At 74.7% G+C, this 18328-nt stretch carries 14 protein-coding genes and 1 pseudogene; 10 read left to right on the top strand and 5 right to left on the bottom strand.

All coding sequences use genetic code 11. From position 1 onward, the window contains the following. From AB0B76_RS45520 to AB0B76_RS45510, 3 genes and pseudogenes are all read left to right on the top strand, one after another. Positions 1-457 (top strand): annotated as a pseudogene (locus tag AB0B76_RS45520) (potassium-transporting ATPase subunit B); the annotation flags it as partial. Between the two features lies 1 nt (position 458). Then, positions 459-1211 (top strand): potassium-transporting ATPase subunit C, encoded by a 753-nt coding sequence (locus AB0B76_RS45515; RefSeq protein ID WP_360388147.1) that lies wholly within the window; start codon positions 459-461, stop codon positions 1209-1211. A gap of 1 nt (position 1212) precedes the next feature. Beyond that, a complete protein-coding gene (locus tag AB0B76_RS45510) occupies positions 1213-3705 on the top strand; it encodes an ATP-binding protein (RefSeq protein WP_360388144.1) in 2493 nt (830 codons plus the stop codon). 74 nt (positions 3706-3779) lie between these two features. Here AB0B76_RS45510 and AB0B76_RS45505 read toward each other — a convergent pair whose 3' ends face one another. Then, positions 3780-4208 (bottom strand): DUF6069 family protein, encoded by a 429-nt coding sequence (locus tag AB0B76_RS45505; protein WP_360388141.1) that lies wholly within the window; start codon positions 4206-4208, stop codon positions 3780-3782. An 89-nt stretch (positions 4209-4297) separates the two neighbouring features. After that, positions 4298-4879 (bottom strand): helix-turn-helix domain-containing protein, encoded by a 582-nt coding sequence (locus AB0B76_RS45500; RefSeq protein WP_360388138.1) that lies wholly within the window; start codon positions 4877-4879, stop codon positions 4298-4300. A 49-nt stretch (positions 4880-4928) separates the two neighbouring features. Here AB0B76_RS45500 and AB0B76_RS45495 point away from each other — a divergent pair, with 49 nt between their 5' ends. Further along, entirely contained in the window at positions 4929-5861 is a 933-nt protein-coding gene (locus tag AB0B76_RS45495; protein WP_360388135.1) for an NADP-dependent oxidoreductase, read from the top strand. A gap of 114 nt (positions 5862-5975) precedes the next feature. Here the strand turns inward: AB0B76_RS45495 and AB0B76_RS45490 are convergent, their stop codons facing one another. Further along, positions 5976-7697 (bottom strand): Hsp70 family protein, encoded by a 1722-nt coding sequence (locus tag AB0B76_RS45490; protein WP_360388133.1) that lies wholly within the window; start codon positions 7695-7697, stop codon positions 5976-5978. A gap of 43 nt (positions 7698-7740) precedes the next feature. Here AB0B76_RS45490 and AB0B76_RS45485 point away from each other — a divergent pair, with 43 nt between their 5' ends. Further along, a complete protein-coding gene (locus AB0B76_RS45485) occupies positions 7741-8598 on the top strand; it encodes an oxidoreductase (RefSeq protein ID WP_360388130.1) in 858 nt (285 codons plus the stop codon). A 3-nt stretch (positions 8599-8601) separates the two neighbouring features. On the opposite strand, the gene AB0B76_RS45480 is transcribed toward AB0B76_RS45485, so the two are convergent. Further along, positions 8602-9372 (bottom strand): hypothetical protein, encoded by a 771-nt coding sequence (locus AB0B76_RS45480; protein WP_360388127.1) that lies wholly within the window; start codon positions 9370-9372, stop codon positions 8602-8604. A 173-nt stretch (positions 9373-9545) separates the two neighbouring features. Between AB0B76_RS45480 and AB0B76_RS45475 the strand changes: the two genes are divergently transcribed. The 5 genes from AB0B76_RS45475 (at position 9546) to AB0B76_RS45455 (ending at position 17928) form a co-directional block, all read left to right on the top strand. Beyond that, positions 9546-13640 carry a SpoIIE family protein phosphatase gene (locus AB0B76_RS45475; RefSeq protein ID WP_360388124.1) on the top strand — a complete coding sequence of 1365 codons (4095 nt, stop codon included), beginning with the start codon at positions 9546-9548 and terminating at the stop codon, positions 13638-13640. Continuing rightward, positions 13637-13951, top strand: coding sequence for an STAS domain-containing protein (locus AB0B76_RS45470; RefSeq protein WP_360388121.1), 315 nt, complete (start codon positions 13637-13639; stop codon positions 13949-13951). The genes AB0B76_RS45475 and AB0B76_RS45470 overlap by 4 nt, the downstream gene beginning before the upstream one ends. Continuing rightward, positions 13948-15153 (top strand): GAF domain-containing SpoIIE family protein phosphatase, encoded by a 1206-nt coding sequence (locus AB0B76_RS45465; RefSeq protein ID WP_360388119.1) that lies wholly within the window; start codon positions 13948-13950, stop codon positions 15151-15153. Before AB0B76_RS45470 ends, AB0B76_RS45465 begins: the two co-directional genes overlap by 4 nt. Positions 15154-15241: 88 nt before the next feature. Then, positions 15242-16441 carry an SGNH/GDSL hydrolase family protein gene (locus tag AB0B76_RS45460; protein WP_360388116.1) on the top strand — a complete coding sequence of 400 codons (1200 nt, stop codon included), beginning with the start codon at positions 15242-15244 and terminating at the stop codon, positions 16439-16441. Between the two features lie 317 nt (positions 16442-16758). After that, the gene (locus AB0B76_RS45455; protein ID WP_360388114.1) at positions 16759-17928 is read left to right on the top strand and encodes a M20 family metallopeptidase; all 1170 of its coding nucleotides are present in this window, start codon (positions 16759-16761) and stop codon (positions 17926-17928) included. A 13-nt stretch (positions 17929-17941) separates the two neighbouring features. Here AB0B76_RS45455 and AB0B76_RS45450 read toward each other — a convergent pair whose 3' ends face one another. After that, positions 17942-18316, bottom strand: a complete 375-nt coding sequence (locus AB0B76_RS45450; protein WP_360388111.1) for an STAS domain-containing protein — start codon at positions 18314-18316, stop codon at positions 17942-17944. Positions 18317-18328 lie beyond the last annotated feature (12 nt).

The following is an 18328-nucleotide window of genomic DNA, read 5'->3' as shown; positions in this document are numbered from 1 at the left end:
CGGCGTGGCCATGAACACCGGCACGTCGGCCGCGAAAGAGGCCGGCAACATGGTCGACCTCGACTCCGACCCGACGAAGCTCATCGAGATCGTCGGGATCGGCAAGCAGCTGCTCATCACCCGCGGCGCGCTGACCACGTTCTCCATCGCCAACGACATCGCCAAGTACTTCGCGATCATCCCGGCGATGTTCGCGGCCGTGTACCCGGGCCTGGACCGGCTCAACATCATGCGGCTGCACTCGCCGACCTCGGCGATCCTGTCCGCGGTCATCTTCAACGCCCTGGTCATCATCGCGCTGATCCCCCTCGCCCTGCGCGGCGTGCGGTACCGGCCCGGCTCCGCCGCCGCCATGCTCCGCCGCAACCTGCTCGTCTACGGCGCCGGCGGGGTGATCGTGCCGTTCATCGGCATCAAGCTCATCGACCTCGTCGTCATGACCATCCCCGGGATCTGACATGCGCCTCCCAGCCTGGCTCGCCCAGCACCTCGCCGCCCTGCGTGCCCTGGTCCTGCTGACCGTCGTGCTCGGCCTGGCCTACCCGCTGCTCATGGTCGCCGCCGCCCGCCTGCCGGGCCTGAACCGCGACCACCGTGACCTCATCGGACAGTCCTTCGTGGACGGTCAGGGACAACCGCTGCGGCAGTACTTCCAGTCGCGCCCTTCGGCGGCCGGCGACGGCTACGACCCGACCTCGACCGGCGCCAGCAACCTCGGCCCCGAGAACCTCAAGCTGCTGAACCTTGTCTGCGAGCGCAGCAAGGCGGTGGGGGAGCTCGAGCGCGTCGACGGCGCTCGGCCCTACTGCGCCCCCGACGGCCACGCCGCGGTGCTGGCGGTGTCCCCGGACCGGGTCGTCAGCGCCTACCAGGCCTGTCCCGCGGTTCCCTTCGTGGCGTCGTACCAGGGCCGCGCGGTCGAGTGCGCCACCGGCGAGCCCGGCGGCGCGCTGGTCGCGATCCGCGGCGACGCGCCCGATCACCCGGCGGTGCCGGCCGACGCGGTCACGGCCAGCGGCAGCGGCCTCGACCCGCACATCAGCGTCGCCTACGCGAACCTCCAGGTGCCGCGGGTCGCCCAGGCGCGCAACCGGTCCGAGGCCGACGTGCGCAGGCTGGTGGACGAGCACACCGGAGGCCGTACGCTCGGGTTCATCGGGGAACCGGCGGTCAACGTGCTCGAGCTGAACCTCGCCCTGGATCGGAGCTGACATGACGGCGCGCGGGACGCTGCGGGTGTACCTGGGCGCGGCGCCCGGCGTTGGCAAGACCTACAAGATGCTGGAGGAGGGGCGGCGCCGCCGCGAACGCGGCACCGACGTGGTCGTCGGGTTCGTGGAGACCCACGACCGCCCCGCCACCGAGGCGATGCTCGAGGGCCTGGAGACCGTCCCGCGCCGGGACATGACCTACCGGGGCGCGGCCTTCACCGAGCTCGACCTCGACGCCGTCCTGGCCCGCCGGCCCGAGGTCGCCCTCGTCGACGAGCTCGCGCACACCAACGTGCCCGGCAGCGGCCACGCCAAGCGGTGGCAGGACGTCGACCGGCTCCTCGAGGCCGGCATCGACGTGCTGACCACCGTCAACGTGCAGCACCTGGAGTCGCTCAACGACGTCGTCGAGGCGATCACCGGCGTGCCGCAGCGCGAGACCGTCCCCGACGCCGTGGTCCGGCGGGCGGAGCAGATCGAGCTCGTCGACATGACCCCGGAGGCGCTGCGGCGGCGGATGGCGCACGGCAACGTCTACAAACCGGAGAAGATCGACGCCGCGCTCGGCAACTACTTCCGGGTCGGCAACCTCACCGCCCTGCGCGAGCTCGCCCTGCTGTGGCTGGCCGGCAAGGTCGACGAGCAGCTCGACCGGTACCGCAGCGAGCACGGCATCGACAAGAAGTGGGAGACCCGGGAACGGGTCGTGGTCGCGCTGACCGGCGGCCCGGAGGGCGACACGCTCATCCGCCGGGCCGCGCGGGTCGCCGCCCGGACCAAGGCCGCCGACCTCCTCGCCGTGCACGTGGTCCGCGGCGACGGGCTCGCCGCCGCGGACCCGGCCCGCCTCACCCGGCAGCGGCTGCTCGTGGAGTCCCTCGGCGGCACCTACCACCAGGTCCTCGGGGCGAATGTCCCGCAGGCGCTGCTCGACTTCGCCCGCGGCGTCAACGCCACCCAGCTCGTCCTCGGCGCCAGCCGCCGCGGCCGCCTCGCCCAGATCCTCTCGCCCGGCGTGGGCACCACCACCACCGCCGAGTCCGGCGCCATCGACGTGCACCTCGTCAGCCACGAGGAGGCGCGCCGGTTCGCCTTCCGCGCCCGGCGCCCGGGCGGCCTCGACCGCCGCCGGCGCATCGCCGGCCTGCTCGTCGCCGCGGCCGGCCTACCGCTGCTGACCCTGGTCCTCGACGCCCTGCGCGACGGGACGGCGCTGACCACCGAGATCCTCGCCTACCTGGTGCTGGCCGTCGCCGCCGCGCTCGTCGGCGGCCTGCTGCCCGCGCTCATCTGCGCCGTCGGCGGCTTCCTGCTGCTCAACTGGTTCTTCACGCCGCCGCTCAACCGGTTCACGATCGACGAGCGGGAGAACCTCTTCGCGCTCGTCGCGTTCGTCGGCGTCGCGGTCGCCGTGGCCACCGTCGTCGACGGCGCCGCCCGCCGGGCCCGCGACGCCGCCCGCGCCTCGGCCGAGGCCCAGACCCTGGCCACCCTCGCCGGCAGCGTCCTGCACGGCGACAACCCGCTCGAGGCGCTGCTGGAGCGGGTCCGCGAGTCCTTCGGCCAGTCCTGCGTGACGCTGCTGGAGCGGGACTCGGAGCACGCGCCGTGGCAGGTGGCCGCCTCGGTCGGCGCCGCACCGTGCACCTCGCCGGCCGACGGCGAGACGGAGGTACCGATCGAGGAGAACGTGGCCCTGGTGCTGCGCGGACACGCCCTGCCCGCGACCGCCCGGCGCCTGGTCGAGGCGTTCGCCGCGCACGCCGCGATCGCCCTGCGCCAGCGCCGCCTGGGCGAGCAGGCCGCCGCCGCGGGTACCCTCGCCGAGGTCGACCGGCTGCGCACCGCGCTGCTCTCCGCGGTCAGCCACGACCTGCGCACCCCGCTCGCCTCGGCCAAGGCCGCCGTCGGCAGCCTGCGCAGCGCCGACGTCGACTTCTCGCCCGAGGACACCGGGGAGCTGCTCGCCACCGCCGAGGAGTCGCTGGACAAGCTCACCCGCCTGGTCGAGAACCTGCTCGACATGTCCCGCCTGCAGGCCGGCGCCCTCGCCCTGACGCTGGAGGCGGTCGACCTCGCCGACGCCCTGCCCCGCGCCACCGACGACCTCGACGCGGCCGTCGCGATCAGCGTGCCCGAGGAGCTGCCGGAGGTCACCGCCGACCCGGCGCTGCTGGAGCGCATCCTAGTCAACCTGATCGCCAACGCCCTGCGGCACAGCCCGCCGGACCGCCCGCCGTCGATCGGGGCCAGCGCCCACGCCGAGCGGGTCGAGATCCGGGTCGTCGACCACGGCCCGGGCCTGCCGGCGGCCGACCACGACCGCGTGTTCCAGCCGTTCCAGCGCCTCGGCGACCGCGACAACTCCACGGGCGTCGGCCTCGGCCTGGCTCTGTCCCGCGGCCTGGCCGAGGCGATGGGCGGCACCCTGCGGCCGGAGCCGACCCCGGGCGGCGGGCTGACCATGACCCTGAGCCTGCCCGGCGTCCGCTGACCCGCGTCCTCAGGCCGCGCGGAGGCAGGGCTGCCGGTCCGCCGTCACGGTGCCGGCCTGACCGCGTCCCCGGGCTACGACCGCGGCGGGATGAGCCGGCGGTACGCCGGGACGGCCGCGGCGGCCACCCCGAGGTGCATCAGCATCAGGCAGAGGACCCCGGCGGTCGTGGTGCCCGGCTGCGACTTGTTCGCGAGCAGCAGCACGTCGGGGATCCACGAGAGCACGAGCACGGCGGGCACCAGCACCCGCAGCAGGCGGACGGCGTCGCGGGCCCGGCTCGCGATCAGGTGCCAGCCGACGGCGCCGGCGAGCGCGCCGACGAGGGTCAGCATGCCGTACACCTGCGGCTGCAACGGCATGAACTCGCTCGGCGCGTCGAGCAGGCCCCGCCCGGTCAGCGCGATCACGCTGTTGACGACGAACCCGCCGACCGCCCCGATGCCGGCGGCGGCGAGGGTCGACTTCCACGAGATGCCGGGACGGGCGATGGTGCTGGTCATGGCGAGCCTCCCGAAGCTGTTGTTGAAGTTTCAACGACCAGCATCGGGGGCGGCCCTACGAAATACACTACCGTCTGTCTAAGACGAGCCTAAGAAAGCACCCGGGCCGCCGGGGGCAGCGCCGCCGGCTCCGGGCGCGCCCGGAACGACTCGATCGTCAGCGCCGCGAACCGCCGCGACGCCGCCGCGCGAACCGCGGGCGACCCGGCCCGGATGCCCTCGTTGGCCATCAGCGCCACGACGACGTCCTCCAGCTCGAGGTCGGCGCGCAGCTCGCCGGACGCCTTGGCGCTCGCGATGAGCCGCAGCAGCAGGCGTACCGTCCGCTCGCGATCGGAGCGCAGGTAGCCGGTGGGCGGGCGGCGGCGGGCGGGCCGGCGCATCAGCTCCCCGACCACGTGGCGGAAACCGTGCCACGGGTCGGCCTCGGCGAGCCCCCGCTCCACGATCGCCGAGCACAGCGCCGGCCCGGCGGCCGCGGCGGCCGCTGTGAGCAGCGCCTCCTTGGTCGGGAAGTGCCGGTACACCGTCGCCGGCCCGACCTCCGCCCGCCGCGCGATCTCCCGGATCGGCACGCCGAGCCCCTCGGCCGCGAACGCCGCGCGCGCGACGGCGAGGATGCGCCCCCGGTTGTCCCGCGCGTCCGAGCGCTGTCTCACTTCCGCCGTCACCCCTCTCACTTTAGCCAGGCGGGCGGGGGGTTCCGTTACGGTCCGGATCATGCGAGCAGTCCAGTTCACCGAGTACGGCCCGCCCGCCGTCGTCCACGTAGCCGACGTCCCGCCGCCCCACGCCGGCCCGGGGGAGATCCGCATCGCCGTGCGCGCGTCGGGCTTCTCGGCCGGTGAGACCCGCATCCGCTCCGGGCGGCTGCGCGATGTGGTCCCGGCGGCCTTCCCGTTCCGCACCGGCTTCGACGCCGCCGGGGTCGTCGACGAGGTCGGCCCGGGCGTGACCGGCACCGCCGCCGGCGACGAGGTGTTCGGCTGGACCGCGATGGCGGCCCGGGGCGCCCACGCCGAGCACGCCGTCCTCGTCGCCTGGGCCGCGAAGCCGGCCGCGTGGACCTGGGCGGAGGCGGGCGGTGCCGCCGGTACCGTCGAGACGGGCACGCGCGTGCTGGACCGCCTCGGCGTCGGCCCCGGTCACACCGTGCTCGTGCACGGCGCGGCGGGCGGCGTCGGCACGGTCGCGGTCCAGCTGGCGACGGCGCGGGGCGCGACGGTCATCGGCACCGCGAGCCCGGCCAACCACGCCTTCCTGCGCTCGCTGGGCGCGATTCCCGTGGTGTACGGCGAGGGCCTGCCCGACCGCGTGCGCCCCCTGGCCCCGGACGGCGTCGACGCGGTCTTCGACACCGCGGGCGGCGCCCTGCCGGACCTGATCGCCGTCGCGGGCACCCCGGCGCGCGTGGTGACCATCGCCGACCTCACCGCCGCGGCCCACGGCGTGCACATGTCCCACGGCTCCCCGTCCGCCGCCGGCGGGGATCCGCTGGCGGTCCACGCCCTGGCCCTCGCGGCCGCCCTGGCCGACGAGGGCCGGCTGCACATCCCGATCGCGGCGACGTTCCCGCTCGAGGCGGCGGCCGCGGCCCACGAACTGAGCGAGACCCGGCACGCCCGAGGCCGGATCGTCTTCGTCGTCTCGTAGGGTGACCGCGTGTTCCTGGTGCGGATCGGCGTGACGTCGGCCGCGATTCCGTGTACGGCCTGCGCCCCGCGGTGCTGGCGGCGGAGCCTGACGTCTCTCGACGGCCTCGGGTGATCAGCCGATGCGCTCGGAGTCCGCGGCCCAGTTGCCCAGGGTGCTCACCTCGGTCAGCCGGGTCGCGGTGCAGGTGTACTTCTCCGGCTCCAGGCTGAACGTCGTCACCTCGTCGTTGTTGAACTTGCCGTTGCGGGTCAGCCGGCCCCGCGCGGTCGAGGTGACCACCGTCGAGAGCATCTCCCCGTCGCCGGCGGTCCAGCGCATGGTGACCTGGCCGCGGAGCTTGGACTCCCACGTCACGCCGCCCACCACGGCGACGTCCGGCGCGCCCGGGTCGTAGTCGACGGTCAGCGTGTTGTCGTCGCGGTACACCGTGATGTCGCCGCCGGGGCCGACGTACTGCACCCGCTGGCCGTCGATTGTGCCGTAGTTGCGGTGCGAGACGGTCCTCCAGGTGCCGAGCAGGCACGGGTCGATCCCGGCGCCGTAGGTGCGCGCCGGGGAGACGGACGGCGAAGGGCCTCCGGACGCGCCGGCCGACGTGGCGACGACCCCCGGCGGCGACGGCCCGTCGGCGAGCGCCACCGCCGCCACCCCCGCGGCGACGGCGAGCCCGGCCCCGGCCGCCATGAGCACCCGGGTGCGGCGCGGGCGGACCGGCGCCGGGGCGGGCAGCGGCGTGGCGAACGGCCAGTCGCCGCTGTCGTCGACGGCCTCGATCGCGCTGTCCCCGGCCTCCAGGCTGCCCTCGGCGACGGCGAGCTCGGGCTGGTCGAGGGTGAGCGGCTCGACGCCGAACTCGCGGTGCAGCGTGGCCGCGACGGCGGGCATGCGGCTGGCCCCGCCCACGAGCAGGATCGTGCCGGCGTCGACCCCGGCGAGGCCGAGCACCGCCCGGGTCGTCTCGGTGCAGCGGGCCAGGACGGGTGCGGCCAGCGCGTCGAGCTCCTCCCGCCCCAGTGGTACCTCCACGTCGAGCAGCGGCACGTGGATGAGCGTCTGCCCGGCGCGGGTGAGCGACTCCTTGCCGGTGCGCACGTTCTCCCACAGCTGCTGGCGGGCGCGCCGGTCGGCGGGCGAGTCCGGCTCGTTCAGCCGCCGCCACGCCGCCTCGTCCGGCAGCGCCCGTTCGAGGTGCGCGACGATCGCCGCGTCGATGTCGAGGCCGCCGGAGTCCGGGCGGCCCTGGGTGGCGAGCACCTCCCATGCGAGCCCGGCGCCGTTGCGGCGCACGACCGTCGCGTCGAACGTGCCGGCCCCGAAGTCGTACACCAGCGCCGCCGTGCCGTCCGGCAGCCGATCGGCCGCGACCGAGACGAGGTGGTGCGCGGCCGCGACCGGTTCGCTGACCAGGCGTACCGACCGCGGGGCCACGGCCTGGCGCAGGACCGACCGCCGCTCGCCACCCCACGCGGCCGGATGCGTGATGACGACCTCGGACGGCGGGCCGCCGGCGGCGCGGGCGGCCTCGTCGAGCACCCGGCCGAGCACCGCCCCGAACAGCGCGGCGACCGTGTGCTCGGTGTCGCCCAGCAGGACGGTACCGTCGTCGATGCACCGCTTCGGGTAGCGCTCCACGGACCCGGGCGCGCCGACCGCCGCGTGCAGCGCGTCGCGGCCCACGACGAGCCGCCCGGTGGGGTCCAGCCCGACGGCCGAGGGCAGCAGCGGCGAGCCGTCGAAGAGCAGCGGCCGCGGCTCCCGGCCCGGTAGCGCGAGCACCGCGACGGTGCTCGACGTGCCGAAGTCGATCCCCAGCCGGATATCGGCGCCCGTCACGGCCACCAAGGTACCGGACGCGGCTGCGGTACTGTCGGCCCTCGTGACGAGCGAGCGATGGTTCTTCGGCGGCGATCTGGGCGTCGGCCGGGTCGGGTACGGCACGATGAAGCTCACGGGCTGGCCGCGCGGCGACGCGCCCGACCGGGACACCGCGCTGGCGATCCTGCGCCGGGCCGTGGAGCTGGGCGTCGACCACCTCGACACGTCGAACTACTACGCCCGCGCCGGCGTGGCCGCCAACGAGCTGATCCGGACGGCGCTGCACCCGTACCCGGCCGGCCTGGTCATCGTGACGAAGGTGGGCGCCCTCGTCGAGGGCGACGACCTCGGCCGCCCGGCCGCCGAGCACACCGGCCTCACGCCCGACGGCCTGCGCCGCGGCGTCGAGGCGAACCTGCGCACCCTGGGCCTGGACCGGCTCGACGTGGTGAACCTGCGCCTGGGCGACCGCGGCCACGCCGACGCACCCCTGGAGCCGGCCCTGGAGACCCTCATGGCCCTGCGCGCGGAGGGCCTGATCCGGCACCTGGGCGTGTCGAACGTGGATCGGGACCAGGTCGACCGGGCGCGCAAGGCCGCCGACATCGTGTGCGTGCAGAACCTCTACAACATCGCGGCCCGCGACGACGACCCGCTCGTGGACGCGTGCGCGGAGGCGGGCATCGCGTACGTGCCCTTCTTCCCGGTCGGCGGCTTCGCCCCGCTGACGGCGGACGCCCTGAGCACGGTGGCGGCCCGGCACGGCGCGTCGGTACCGCAGGTCGCCCTGGCCTGGCTGCTGGCCCGCTCCCCGAACATCGTGCTGATCCCGGGTACCGGCTCCCTGGCCCACCTCGAGGAGAACGTCGCCGCCGGCGGGCTCCGGCTGACCGGCGAGGACCTGGCCCGGCTCGGCTGATCCTCAGCGCACCGGATTGGTGTAGAGGCGGGTGTGGCAGCCCGACTCGCCCGGCTGGAGCTGGATGCGCGGGAGGTCGACCGGCTTCGGCTCGGCGCCCGGGTCCTTGATCATGACGATGCAGTCGCGCGTCTGGGGGTGGGGCACGCCCACGGCGGCCACGAGGGTGCCCTGGTCCGTGGTGGTGGTGGTGTCGACGGTGATGTAGTCCTGCGGGAACGCGGCCCGCACCGTGCTCGCCAGCGTCTGCGGGGTCGCGGTGCGCAGGGCGTTCGCGAGGCGGGCCCGGGCGTCGTCCGGCAGCCGCGGCAGCGGCGTTTCCGAGGGCATGCTCGTCATGTGGGTCTTCGGGCACGGAATCCCGGCGTAGGCGGTGCCACGGTAGATCTGCATCGTGTACCGGTAGCAGGCGGTGGCGTGCCCGGCGGTCTGACCGGGGTCGCCCAGCGACTGCCCCTTGCGTTCGGGCTCCCAGACGTCGATCTGGATCTCGATGACGCCCCGCTCGTCACTGGAGGCCCGCCCGGACCAGGCCACCGGCACGACCTGGATCTCGGGGGGCATCTGCAGCGGCATGATCACGGTCGCGGTGACCGACTCGGCGTCGCGCCCGTCGCCGTTGTTGCCGATCTCGGCCTGGATCTGCTTGGCCGCCCACTCGGCCTCGTTGCGCGCCGCCTCGTTGCCGTCGCTCGGCCCGCGCGACCAGAACCCGCAGCCGAGCAGGGCGACGGCGACCAGCGCCGCGGCGATCGTCTTCCCCCGGGTCCCCATGCCGGGACTTTAGCGGCATCGATCGACCGGGGGCCGTCGCCGGGACGACCACACGTCGTCCAAAGCGGAACTGCGGTATACCCGTACGGCGGCCCCGCCGTGATTGAAGTCCGCGGTGACTGGGCACTGGGACCGCGACCGATCATGCCGGGCGAGCAAGGGGGAGGGGCCGCATGCCCGAAGGCAGGCGTCCCGACGGGGCCGACGTGTTCGCCGCGGACGCCGAGGTCGGCCGGGACCTGGCCGCCGTGGACTGGGCGGCGACACCGCTCGGGCCGCCCGGCGGGTGGCCGCAGAGCCTGCGTACCGCGGTGAGCATCCTGCTGGCCTCGCGGTTCCCGATGTGGATGGCGTGGGGCCCGCGGCTGACGTTCTTCTGCAACGCCGCGTACCGCCGCGACACGCTCGGCCGCAAGTACCCGTGGGCGCTGGGCCGCCCCGCCAGCGAGGTCTGGGCCGAGATCTGGGACACCATCGGCCCGCGCATCGAGTCCGTGCTCGGCACGGGCGCCGCGACCTGGGACGAGGCGCTGCTGCTGTTCCTGGAGCGCTCCGGGTACCGCGAGGAGACGTACCACACCTTCTCCTACAGCCCGGTGCGCAACGACGACGGCGCGCTCACCGGCATGCTCTGCGTGGTCAGCGAGGACACCGAGCGCGTCATCGGCGAGCGGCGCATGGCCACGCTGCGCGACCTCGGCTCCGACCCGAGCGTCGTGCGCACCGAGCAGGAGATGCTCGCCTTCGCCGCCGAGCAGCTCATGCGCAACGGCCGCGACCTGCCCTTCACGCTGACGTACCTCTTCGACGACGCCGGCGCGCGCCTGGCCGCCACGACCGGCTTCCCGGCGGGGCACCCGGCCGCCCCGGCGCGCATCGGCGCGGACGGGGTCGCGGCGCCGTGGCCGCTGGCCGGCACGCCCACCCGGGTCGACCTGCGCGACCTCGACGGGCTGCCCACCGGCGCCTGGCCCGAGCCGCCGGCCGAGGCGCTGCTGATGCCGCTGCTGCGCCAGGGCGCGGCGCCCTACGGCTTCCTCGTCGCCGGGCTCAACCGGTACCGGCTGCTCGACCAGGGCTACCGCGGCTTCCTCGAGCTCGCCGCCGGGCACGTGGCCACCGGCATCGCCAGCGCCCGCAGCTACCAGGCGCAGCAGTTGCGGGCCGAGGAGCTCGCCGAGCTCGACCGGGCCAAGACGACGTTCTTCTCCAACATCAGCCACGAGTTCCGCACGCCGCTGAGCCTGATCATGGGACCGTTGCAGGAGCTGCGCGACCGGCTGCCCGCCGACGACCACCGGGCCCGCAACGAGGTCGAGGTCATCCACCGCAACGGGCTGCGGCTGGGCAAGCTCGTCAACACGCTGCTGGACTTCTCCCGCATCGAGGCGGGCCGGATGCAGGCGCACTACGAGCCGGTCGACCTGCCGGCGTTCACCGCCGAGCTGGCCAGCGTGTTCCGGGCCGCGGTCGAGCGGGCCGGGCTGGCCTTCGAGGTCGACTGCCCGCCGCTGCCCCGGCCGGTGTACGCCGACCGGGGCATGTGGGAGAAGATCGTGCTCAACCTGCTCAGCAACGCGCTCAAGTTCACGTTCGACGGCGGCGTCCGGGTCGCCGTGGCCGCCGCGGGCGAGCACGCCGTCGTGACCGTGGCCGACACCGGCATCGGCGTGCCGGCCGAGGAGATGCCGCGGCTGTTCGAGCGCTTCCACCGCATCCCCACCGCGCGGGCCCGCTCCAACGAGGGCAGCGGGATCGGCCTCGCCCTGGTGCAGGAGCTGGTGTACCTGCACGGCGGCACGATCGAGGCGGTCAGCGGGCCCGGCTCCGGCACCACGTTCACCATCCGCCTGCCGTTCGGCTCGGCGCACCTGCCGGCCGACCAGCTCGCGACCTCGACGGGCAGCGACACCGCCACCGAGACCGCCGAGCCGTTCGTGCGCGAGGCGCTGCGCTGGCTGCCCGGCGCCCCCGAGGACGACCCGCAGGACGCCGCCGGGCCGGTGGTACCCGCGGCGCCCGGCGACGGCCCCCGCGCCCGCGTGCTCGTCGCCGACGACAACACCGACATGCGCGACTACCTGCGCCGGCTGCTGGCCGCCCGGTACGAGGTGGCGACGGTCGCCGACGGTTCCGCCGCCCTCGCCGCCGCCCGGGCCCGGCCGCCGGACCTGATCGTCAGCGACGTGATGATGCCCGGCCTGGACGGCCTGGCCCTCGTGGCGGCGCTGCGGGCCGACCCGCGCACCGCCGGCGTCCCGGTCATGCTGCTGTCCGCGCGGGCGGGGCAGGAGGCGGCGGTCGAGGGGCTCTCGGCCGGGGCCGACGACTACCTCGTCAAGCCGTTCGAGGCCCAGGAGCTGCTGGCCCGCGTCCGGGCCAACGTCGACCTGGCGCGGCTGCGCAACCAGCACGCCCGGTTCCGCAGCGCGCTCGTCGACTCGTTGCAGGAGGGCTTCTTCGTCGCCGACGCCGGCGGCGCCGTCGTCGAGGTCAACGCCGCGTTCGCCGACATCCTGGGGTACCCGGCCGACGGGGTACCGTACGCGCCGCCGCACCCGTGGTGGCCGGACCCGGACACCGACCCGGTCGCCTACGAGGAGGTCATGGCCCAGTACCGCCGCGTCGTCTCGGGGCGGCAGGGCAGCCTGGTGATGCCGGTGCGCCACCGCGACGGGCACCGGCTGTGGGCCGCCGTCACGATCAACTCCGTGCACGACGACGGCGGCTCGGCGATGCTCGTCGGCACGCTGCGCGACATCACCACGGAGCGCTCGGCGGCCCAGCGCGAGACGGCGCTCAACGCCATGAACGAGCGGCTGGCCGGCGCCCGGACCGTGCCCGAGGTGCTGCAGGCGGCCGCCGCCCAGCTGCGCCGGCAGTGGCACGCCACCGGCGTGACCGCCCGCGCGGGGAGCGTCACGGTCACCGACGCGGCCGACGGGGCCGAGCTGCCGCCGGTCCTCGACGACCTGCGCGACCTCGGCCCGTCCCGCATCCTCATCGACATCGGCGACGCCGGCCGGCCCGCCGGCGCCGGCACGTCCATCGAGTCGCCGCTCGGGCCGGTCGGGATCCGGCTGGCGCTCGACCCGGCCCGCGGCTTCGGCACCGAGGACCAGACGCTGTTGTTGCTGCTGTGCGGCTCGCTCGCGCAGGCGGTGCACCGGGCCTACGCGTTCGACCGGGAGCGCGAGGTCGCCGTCACGCTCCAGCGCTCGATCCTGGGCCCGGTCGTGCTGCCGGCCGGCTTCGCGGTGCGCTACCAGCCGGCGACCCGGCCGCTGGAGGTCGGCGGCGACTGGTACGACGCCATCGGCCTGCCCGACGGGCGCATCGGCATCATGGTCGGCGACTGCGTCGGCCGCGGGCTGACCGCCGCCACCATCATGGGCCAGCTGCGCAGCGCCGCCCGCGCCCTGCTGCTGCAGGCGACCGGGCCGGGCGAGGTGCTGACCGCGCTGGACCGGTTCGCGGCCCTGCTGCCCGGGGCGGTGTGCACCACGGCGTTCTGCGCCATCCTCGACCCGGAGGACGGCGGCCTGGTGTACTCCAGCGCCGGCCACCCGCCGGCCATCCTGTCCTGGCCCGATGCGCGCAGCGAGCTGCTGGAGGGCGGGCGGGGACTGCCCATCGGCGTGCCGCGCGACGGCGGGCGGGACGAGGCGCGCGCGGCCGTGCCGCCGCGGGGGGTGCTGCTGGTGTACACGGACGGGCTCGTCGAACGCCGCCGGCGCCCGCTCACCGTCGGCATCGGCAACGCCGCCGAGGCCGTGCAGTCGCACCAGGCCCTGCCCATCGACGAGCTCGCCGACCAGGTCATGGCGCGAATGATCGGCGAGGACGGCGCCAGCGACGACGTGGCGCTGCTGCTGTACCGCCACCCGGCCCCGCTGGAGCTGTCCTTCGAGGCCCGCAGCAACCAGCTGGCCCCGACCCGCGCCGCCCTGCGCCGCTGGATGCACCGGGCCGGCATCGGCAACCAGCTCGCCCAGCGCGTGCTCGTCGCCGCGGGCGAGGCGTGCGCCAACGCCATCGAGCACGGCCACCGCGAGGGCGTCGGCTGGGTCCGGCTGCTGGTCCGGGCGATGGGCGACGACCTGCACCTCACCGTCACCGACAACGGCAGCTGGCGGCCCGCGCGCAGCGAGCCCGACCCGAACCGCGGCCACGGCCTCAAGCTCATGCGGGCCCTCATGCAACACGTCGATCTGCGGACCGGCGCCACCGGTACGACCGTCGAGATGTCCACGAGGATCACATCATGACCACGCCGCTGCACATCACCATCGGACGCTCGGCCGACGGCGTCGCTCAGCTCAGTGCCGTCGGCGAGATCGACCTCACCAACGCCGCCGAGTTCGCGGCCCGGCTGCGCGACGCGCTGGGCGGCGGCTCGCGGGCGCTGGTCGACCTGACCCGGGTCGACTACCTCGACAGCGCCGCGCTGGCGACCCTGTTCGCGCACGCCGACCGCCTCGACATCCGCATCAGCCCGCTCAACGAGGCGCTGCTGTCGTTCAGCGGCCTGGACCAGCTCGCCGCCGTCGAAGTGGTCGCGGAGGGCGGCAGCCAGTGACGGGGACGCGCGACAGCGGGGAACAGCTGCGGCGACTGCAGCTGGTCACCGATGCCGCGCTGTCCAAGCTGGGCGTCGAGGACCTGCTCGAGGAGCTGCTCGTGCGGGCCCGCGAGCTGCTGCACGCCGACACCGCGACGGTGATGCTGCTCGACCCGACCGGCGCCGAGCTCGTCGCCACCGCGACCAGCGGCCTCGAGCGCGAGGTGCGCCAGGGCGTGCGGGTGCCGGTCGGTCGTGGCTTCGCGGGCACGGTCGCCGCGACCGCCCAGCCCCTCGCCATCGACCGCGTCGACGAGACGAACGTGATGAGCCCGGTTGTGCTGCACGAGCACATCGCCTCGATGCTCGGCGTGCCGATGATCACGGCGGGGCGGCTCCTCGGGGTGCTGTACGTCGGCGCCCGCCGGCCGCGCCGGTTCGCCGCGGGCGACATCGAGCTGCTGCAGCTCGTCGCCGACCGGATCGCCCCGGCCACCCAGGCGCGCATGCACAGCCTCGACCGGGCCACCGCCTACGCCCTGCAGCGCAGCCTCCTGCCGACCCGCCCGCCGGACATGGCCGGCCTGGAGCTCGCGGTGCGGTACGTGCCCGGCGCCGAGGTGGGTGTCGGCGGGGACTGGTACGACGTCTTCGAGCTGCCCTCGGGCGCGATCGGCGTGGCGGTCGGGGACGTGGCCGGCAACGGGCTGCGCGCCGCGGTGGTCATGGGCCGGATCCGTTCGGCCCTGCGCGCGTACGCCCTGGAGACCGACGATCCCGCCGACGTCCTGACCCGCCTGGACCGCAAGATCCACCGCTTCGAGCCGGGCGCGATGGCCACCGCGATCTACGCGGTCATCGACCCGTCGCTGGACACCGTCACCATGTCGACCGCCGGGCACCCGCCACCGATGTTCGCCACCCCGGCCACGCCCGGCGAGCTGCTGACGATCCGCGCCAACCTGCCGCTGGGCACCGACATGCACCTGGCCCGGACCAACACCGCGCTCGCCCTGCCGACGGGCGGCACGCTGCTGTTCTACACCGACGGCCTGGTCGAGCGCCGCGCCCGCTCGATCAGCGAGGGCCTCGACCGCCTCGCCGCGGCCGTGACCGCGACCGCCCCCGACCGGCTGTGCACCACGGTCATGGCCACGATGCTGCAGGACCAGCCGGCCGGCGACGACATCGCCCTGCTGGCCCTGCGCCGGACGGCCTGACGTTCTGTCAATCGTTGACAAATCATCGACGGCCGTCTTTGCTGGGCACGTGCCCAAGCATCGACGGCCTTCTTTCGCAGTCATCGGCGTGGCCGCCACCGCGCTGACCTTCGTCACCGCGATTCCGGGCCCGGCCGCGGCCACGACGCCGGTGCGCATCATGCCGCTCGGCGCCTCCATCACCTGGGGGACCGCCTCGACGGACGGCAACGGCTACCGCGAGGAGCTGCGCCGCCACCTCGCCGACGACGCCGGGATCGCGGTCGACTTCGTCGGCTCGCAGCAGTCCGGCAACGGGCCCGACCGCGACAACGAGGGCCACCCGGGCTTCCGCATCGACCAGGTCGCCGCCGGGGCCGACGCCTGGATCGGGGCCGCGAGGCCCGACGTCGTGCTGATCAACGCGGGCACCAACGACATCATCCAGAACTACGACGTCGCCAACGCGCCGGCCCGCCTCGGCGCGCTGGTCGAGCAGGTCCGCCGCGACGCCCCCGGCATCAAGGTCGTCATCTCGACGCTGGTGCCCAACCGGGACGCGGCCGTCAACGCCCGCGTGACCGCCTTCAACGCGAAACTGCCGGCCCTCGGGGTACCGCTTGTCGACTTCTACGGCAACCTCACGCTCGCCGACATCGGCGCCGACGGCATCCACCCGACGGACGACGGGTACTCGAAGCTGGCCAACGCGTGGTACTCGGCGCTGCCGCCCGTGCTCGGCGCCGGGCGCGCCTGGCCGCTGTTCCGCACCGACTTCGGCGCCACCGTGCAGCAGCTGACGTGGACCGACACGGTGCAGTCGGCGCTCAACGTCGGCGGCTACTGCTGCGGGCTGACGAAGATGGAGTCCGGCCGCCGCGCCGAGCTGGCCCACGGCGGCACCTACGCGCTGATGTACTCGGGCAACGACCTGAGCGCGTCCGGCTCGTACTCGTACAACCGCCTCTACAACGTGCACCTGATCCTCACCGCCCACACCACGCTCACGTACTGGATCCATCCCCAGAACGCCAACGGCGCCTCGGTGGCCCTCGACCTGTTCCTGACCGACGGGCGCAGCCTGCGCGACTCGGGGGCCGTGGACCAGTACGCCGTGCGGGCGCACCCGCAGTACCAGGGCCAGGGCGGCCACCTCGGGGCGAACCAGTGGAACCGGGTCACGGTCGACCTGACCCCGCTCGCGGGCGGCACCGTCGACCAGATCCGCATCGGCTACGACCAGCCCGGCGGCACCGGCGCGTTCCGCGGTTACGTCGACGACATCGACGTCACTCGCCCGTCCGGGTGACAAATCGCGGCTGGCCGCCGCCGCGGCGGGAATGGGACAGCCATTCGGCGAGGTCGAGCCGGGCCCGGCCGGTGGATCGGCGCCGGCGGCGCGGCGGTCACGACGTGGAACATCGTGAAGCGGCCGGTGCTGGTGGCGATCGTGGCGCTGGTGTTCGCGATCCTGTACTGGGCTTCGTCGAACGCGAAGCACGGCGGCTTCCGCTGGGTCAGCCCCGGCAGCCTCCTCGCCGTGGCCTGCTCGAGCTGCTCCGGCGGGGGCGGGTCGTCCATCCGATACTGTCGAACCGGACGGCCCCACCACCGGGAACGGAGCCCATGGGACTGCGGGAAGACCTCATCGACCTGCGCCGGCGGTTGCATCGGCGGCCGGAGATCGGGCTCGACCTGCCGGCTACGCAGCGGCAGGTGCTCGCCGCGCTCGACGGGCTGCCGCTGGAGATCAGCACCGGTACCGCGCTCTCGTCCGTGACGGCGGTGCTGCGCGGCGCGCGGCCCGGGCCGGTCGTGCTGCTGCGCGGTGACATGGACGCGCTGCCGGTCACCGAGCTCGCCGACGTGCCGTACGCGTCCGAGGTCCCCGGCGCCATGCACGCCTGCGGCCACGACATGCACACCGCGGGGCTCGTCGGCGCCGCGCACCTGCTCGCGGAGCGGCGCGGCGAGCTGGCCGGCGACGTGGTCCTCATGTTCCAGCCGGGCGAGGAGGGGTACGACGGCGCCGGTCTGATGATCGAGGAGGGGGTGCTCGACGCGGCCGGACGGCCCGCCGACGCGGCCTACGGGCTGCACGTGCTGGCCGCCCTGTTCCCCCGCGGGATCTTCGCGGCGCGGCCCGGGCCGCTGATGTCGGCCGCGGCCGGGCTGTTCGTGCGGGTCGTCGGCGCCGGCGGGCACGGCGCGGCCCCGCACGAGGCCGCCGACCCGATCCCGGCCGCGTGCGAGATGGTGACCGCGCTGCAGACGATGGTCGGGCGCCGCTACAGCCCGTTCGAGCCGGTTGTCGTCACCGTCGGCGCGTTCCACGCCGGGACCCTGCGCAACGTGATTCCGGACGAGGCGGTGTTCGAGGCCACCGTCCGCACGTTCAGCGCCGCCGCCGGGGAGCAGATCGCCCGCGAGTCGGTGCGGCTGTGTGAGGGGATCGCGGCCGCGCACGGGCTGCGGGCCGAGGTGCGGTTCGAGCCGGAGTACCCGGTGACCGTCAACGATCCGCGCGAGTACGACTTCGTGGCCGGGACCGCCCGCGACCTGTTCGGCGCCGGGCGGTTCACGCTCATGGAGCACCCCGTCCCCGGCTCCGAGGACTTCAGCCGGGTGCTGGAGCGGGTGCCGGGCGCGTACCTCTTCCTGGGCGCCGCGGCCGGCGACGACCACCGGGGACTGCCCGGCAACCACTCGCCGCGGGCCCGGTTCGACGACGGCGTGCTCTTCGACGGCGCCGTCCTGCTGGCCGAGCTGGCCGCGCGCCGCCTCGCCCGCGACTGACCCCCGGGCCGGCTCAGGCCAGTGCCTCCTCGACGGTCTCGTACGTCGGCAGGATCCATGACAGGTTGGTGATCTCCAGGACGCTGCCGACCATGGGCTGCACTGCCGCCAGCCGCAGCCAGCCGCCCGCGTCGGCCCGGGCCGTGCGGGTGCGCACCAGCAGGTTCAGCGCGCTGGAGTCGCACAGCGGCACGCCGGCGAGGTCCAGGACGACCCGGGGACGCTCGGCCGGGTCCAGCTCGTTCAGCGCGTCCGCAAGGGGCTGCAGCGTGTCGAACAGGAGCCGGCCGGTGACGGCGACGATGACGGGATCGCCGTCCGTGATGTGCACCGTGACGATGTCGGCGGGGTTGCCGCCGGGTCCGCTGCCGATGAATGAGGAACGCACACTCATGAGCCT

This window comes from Dactylosporangium sp. NPDC049140 (genome assembly GCF_040648435.1).
Note: the sequence above shows the minus strand (reverse complement) of the source record. Positions and strands in the feature narration are given on the sequence as shown.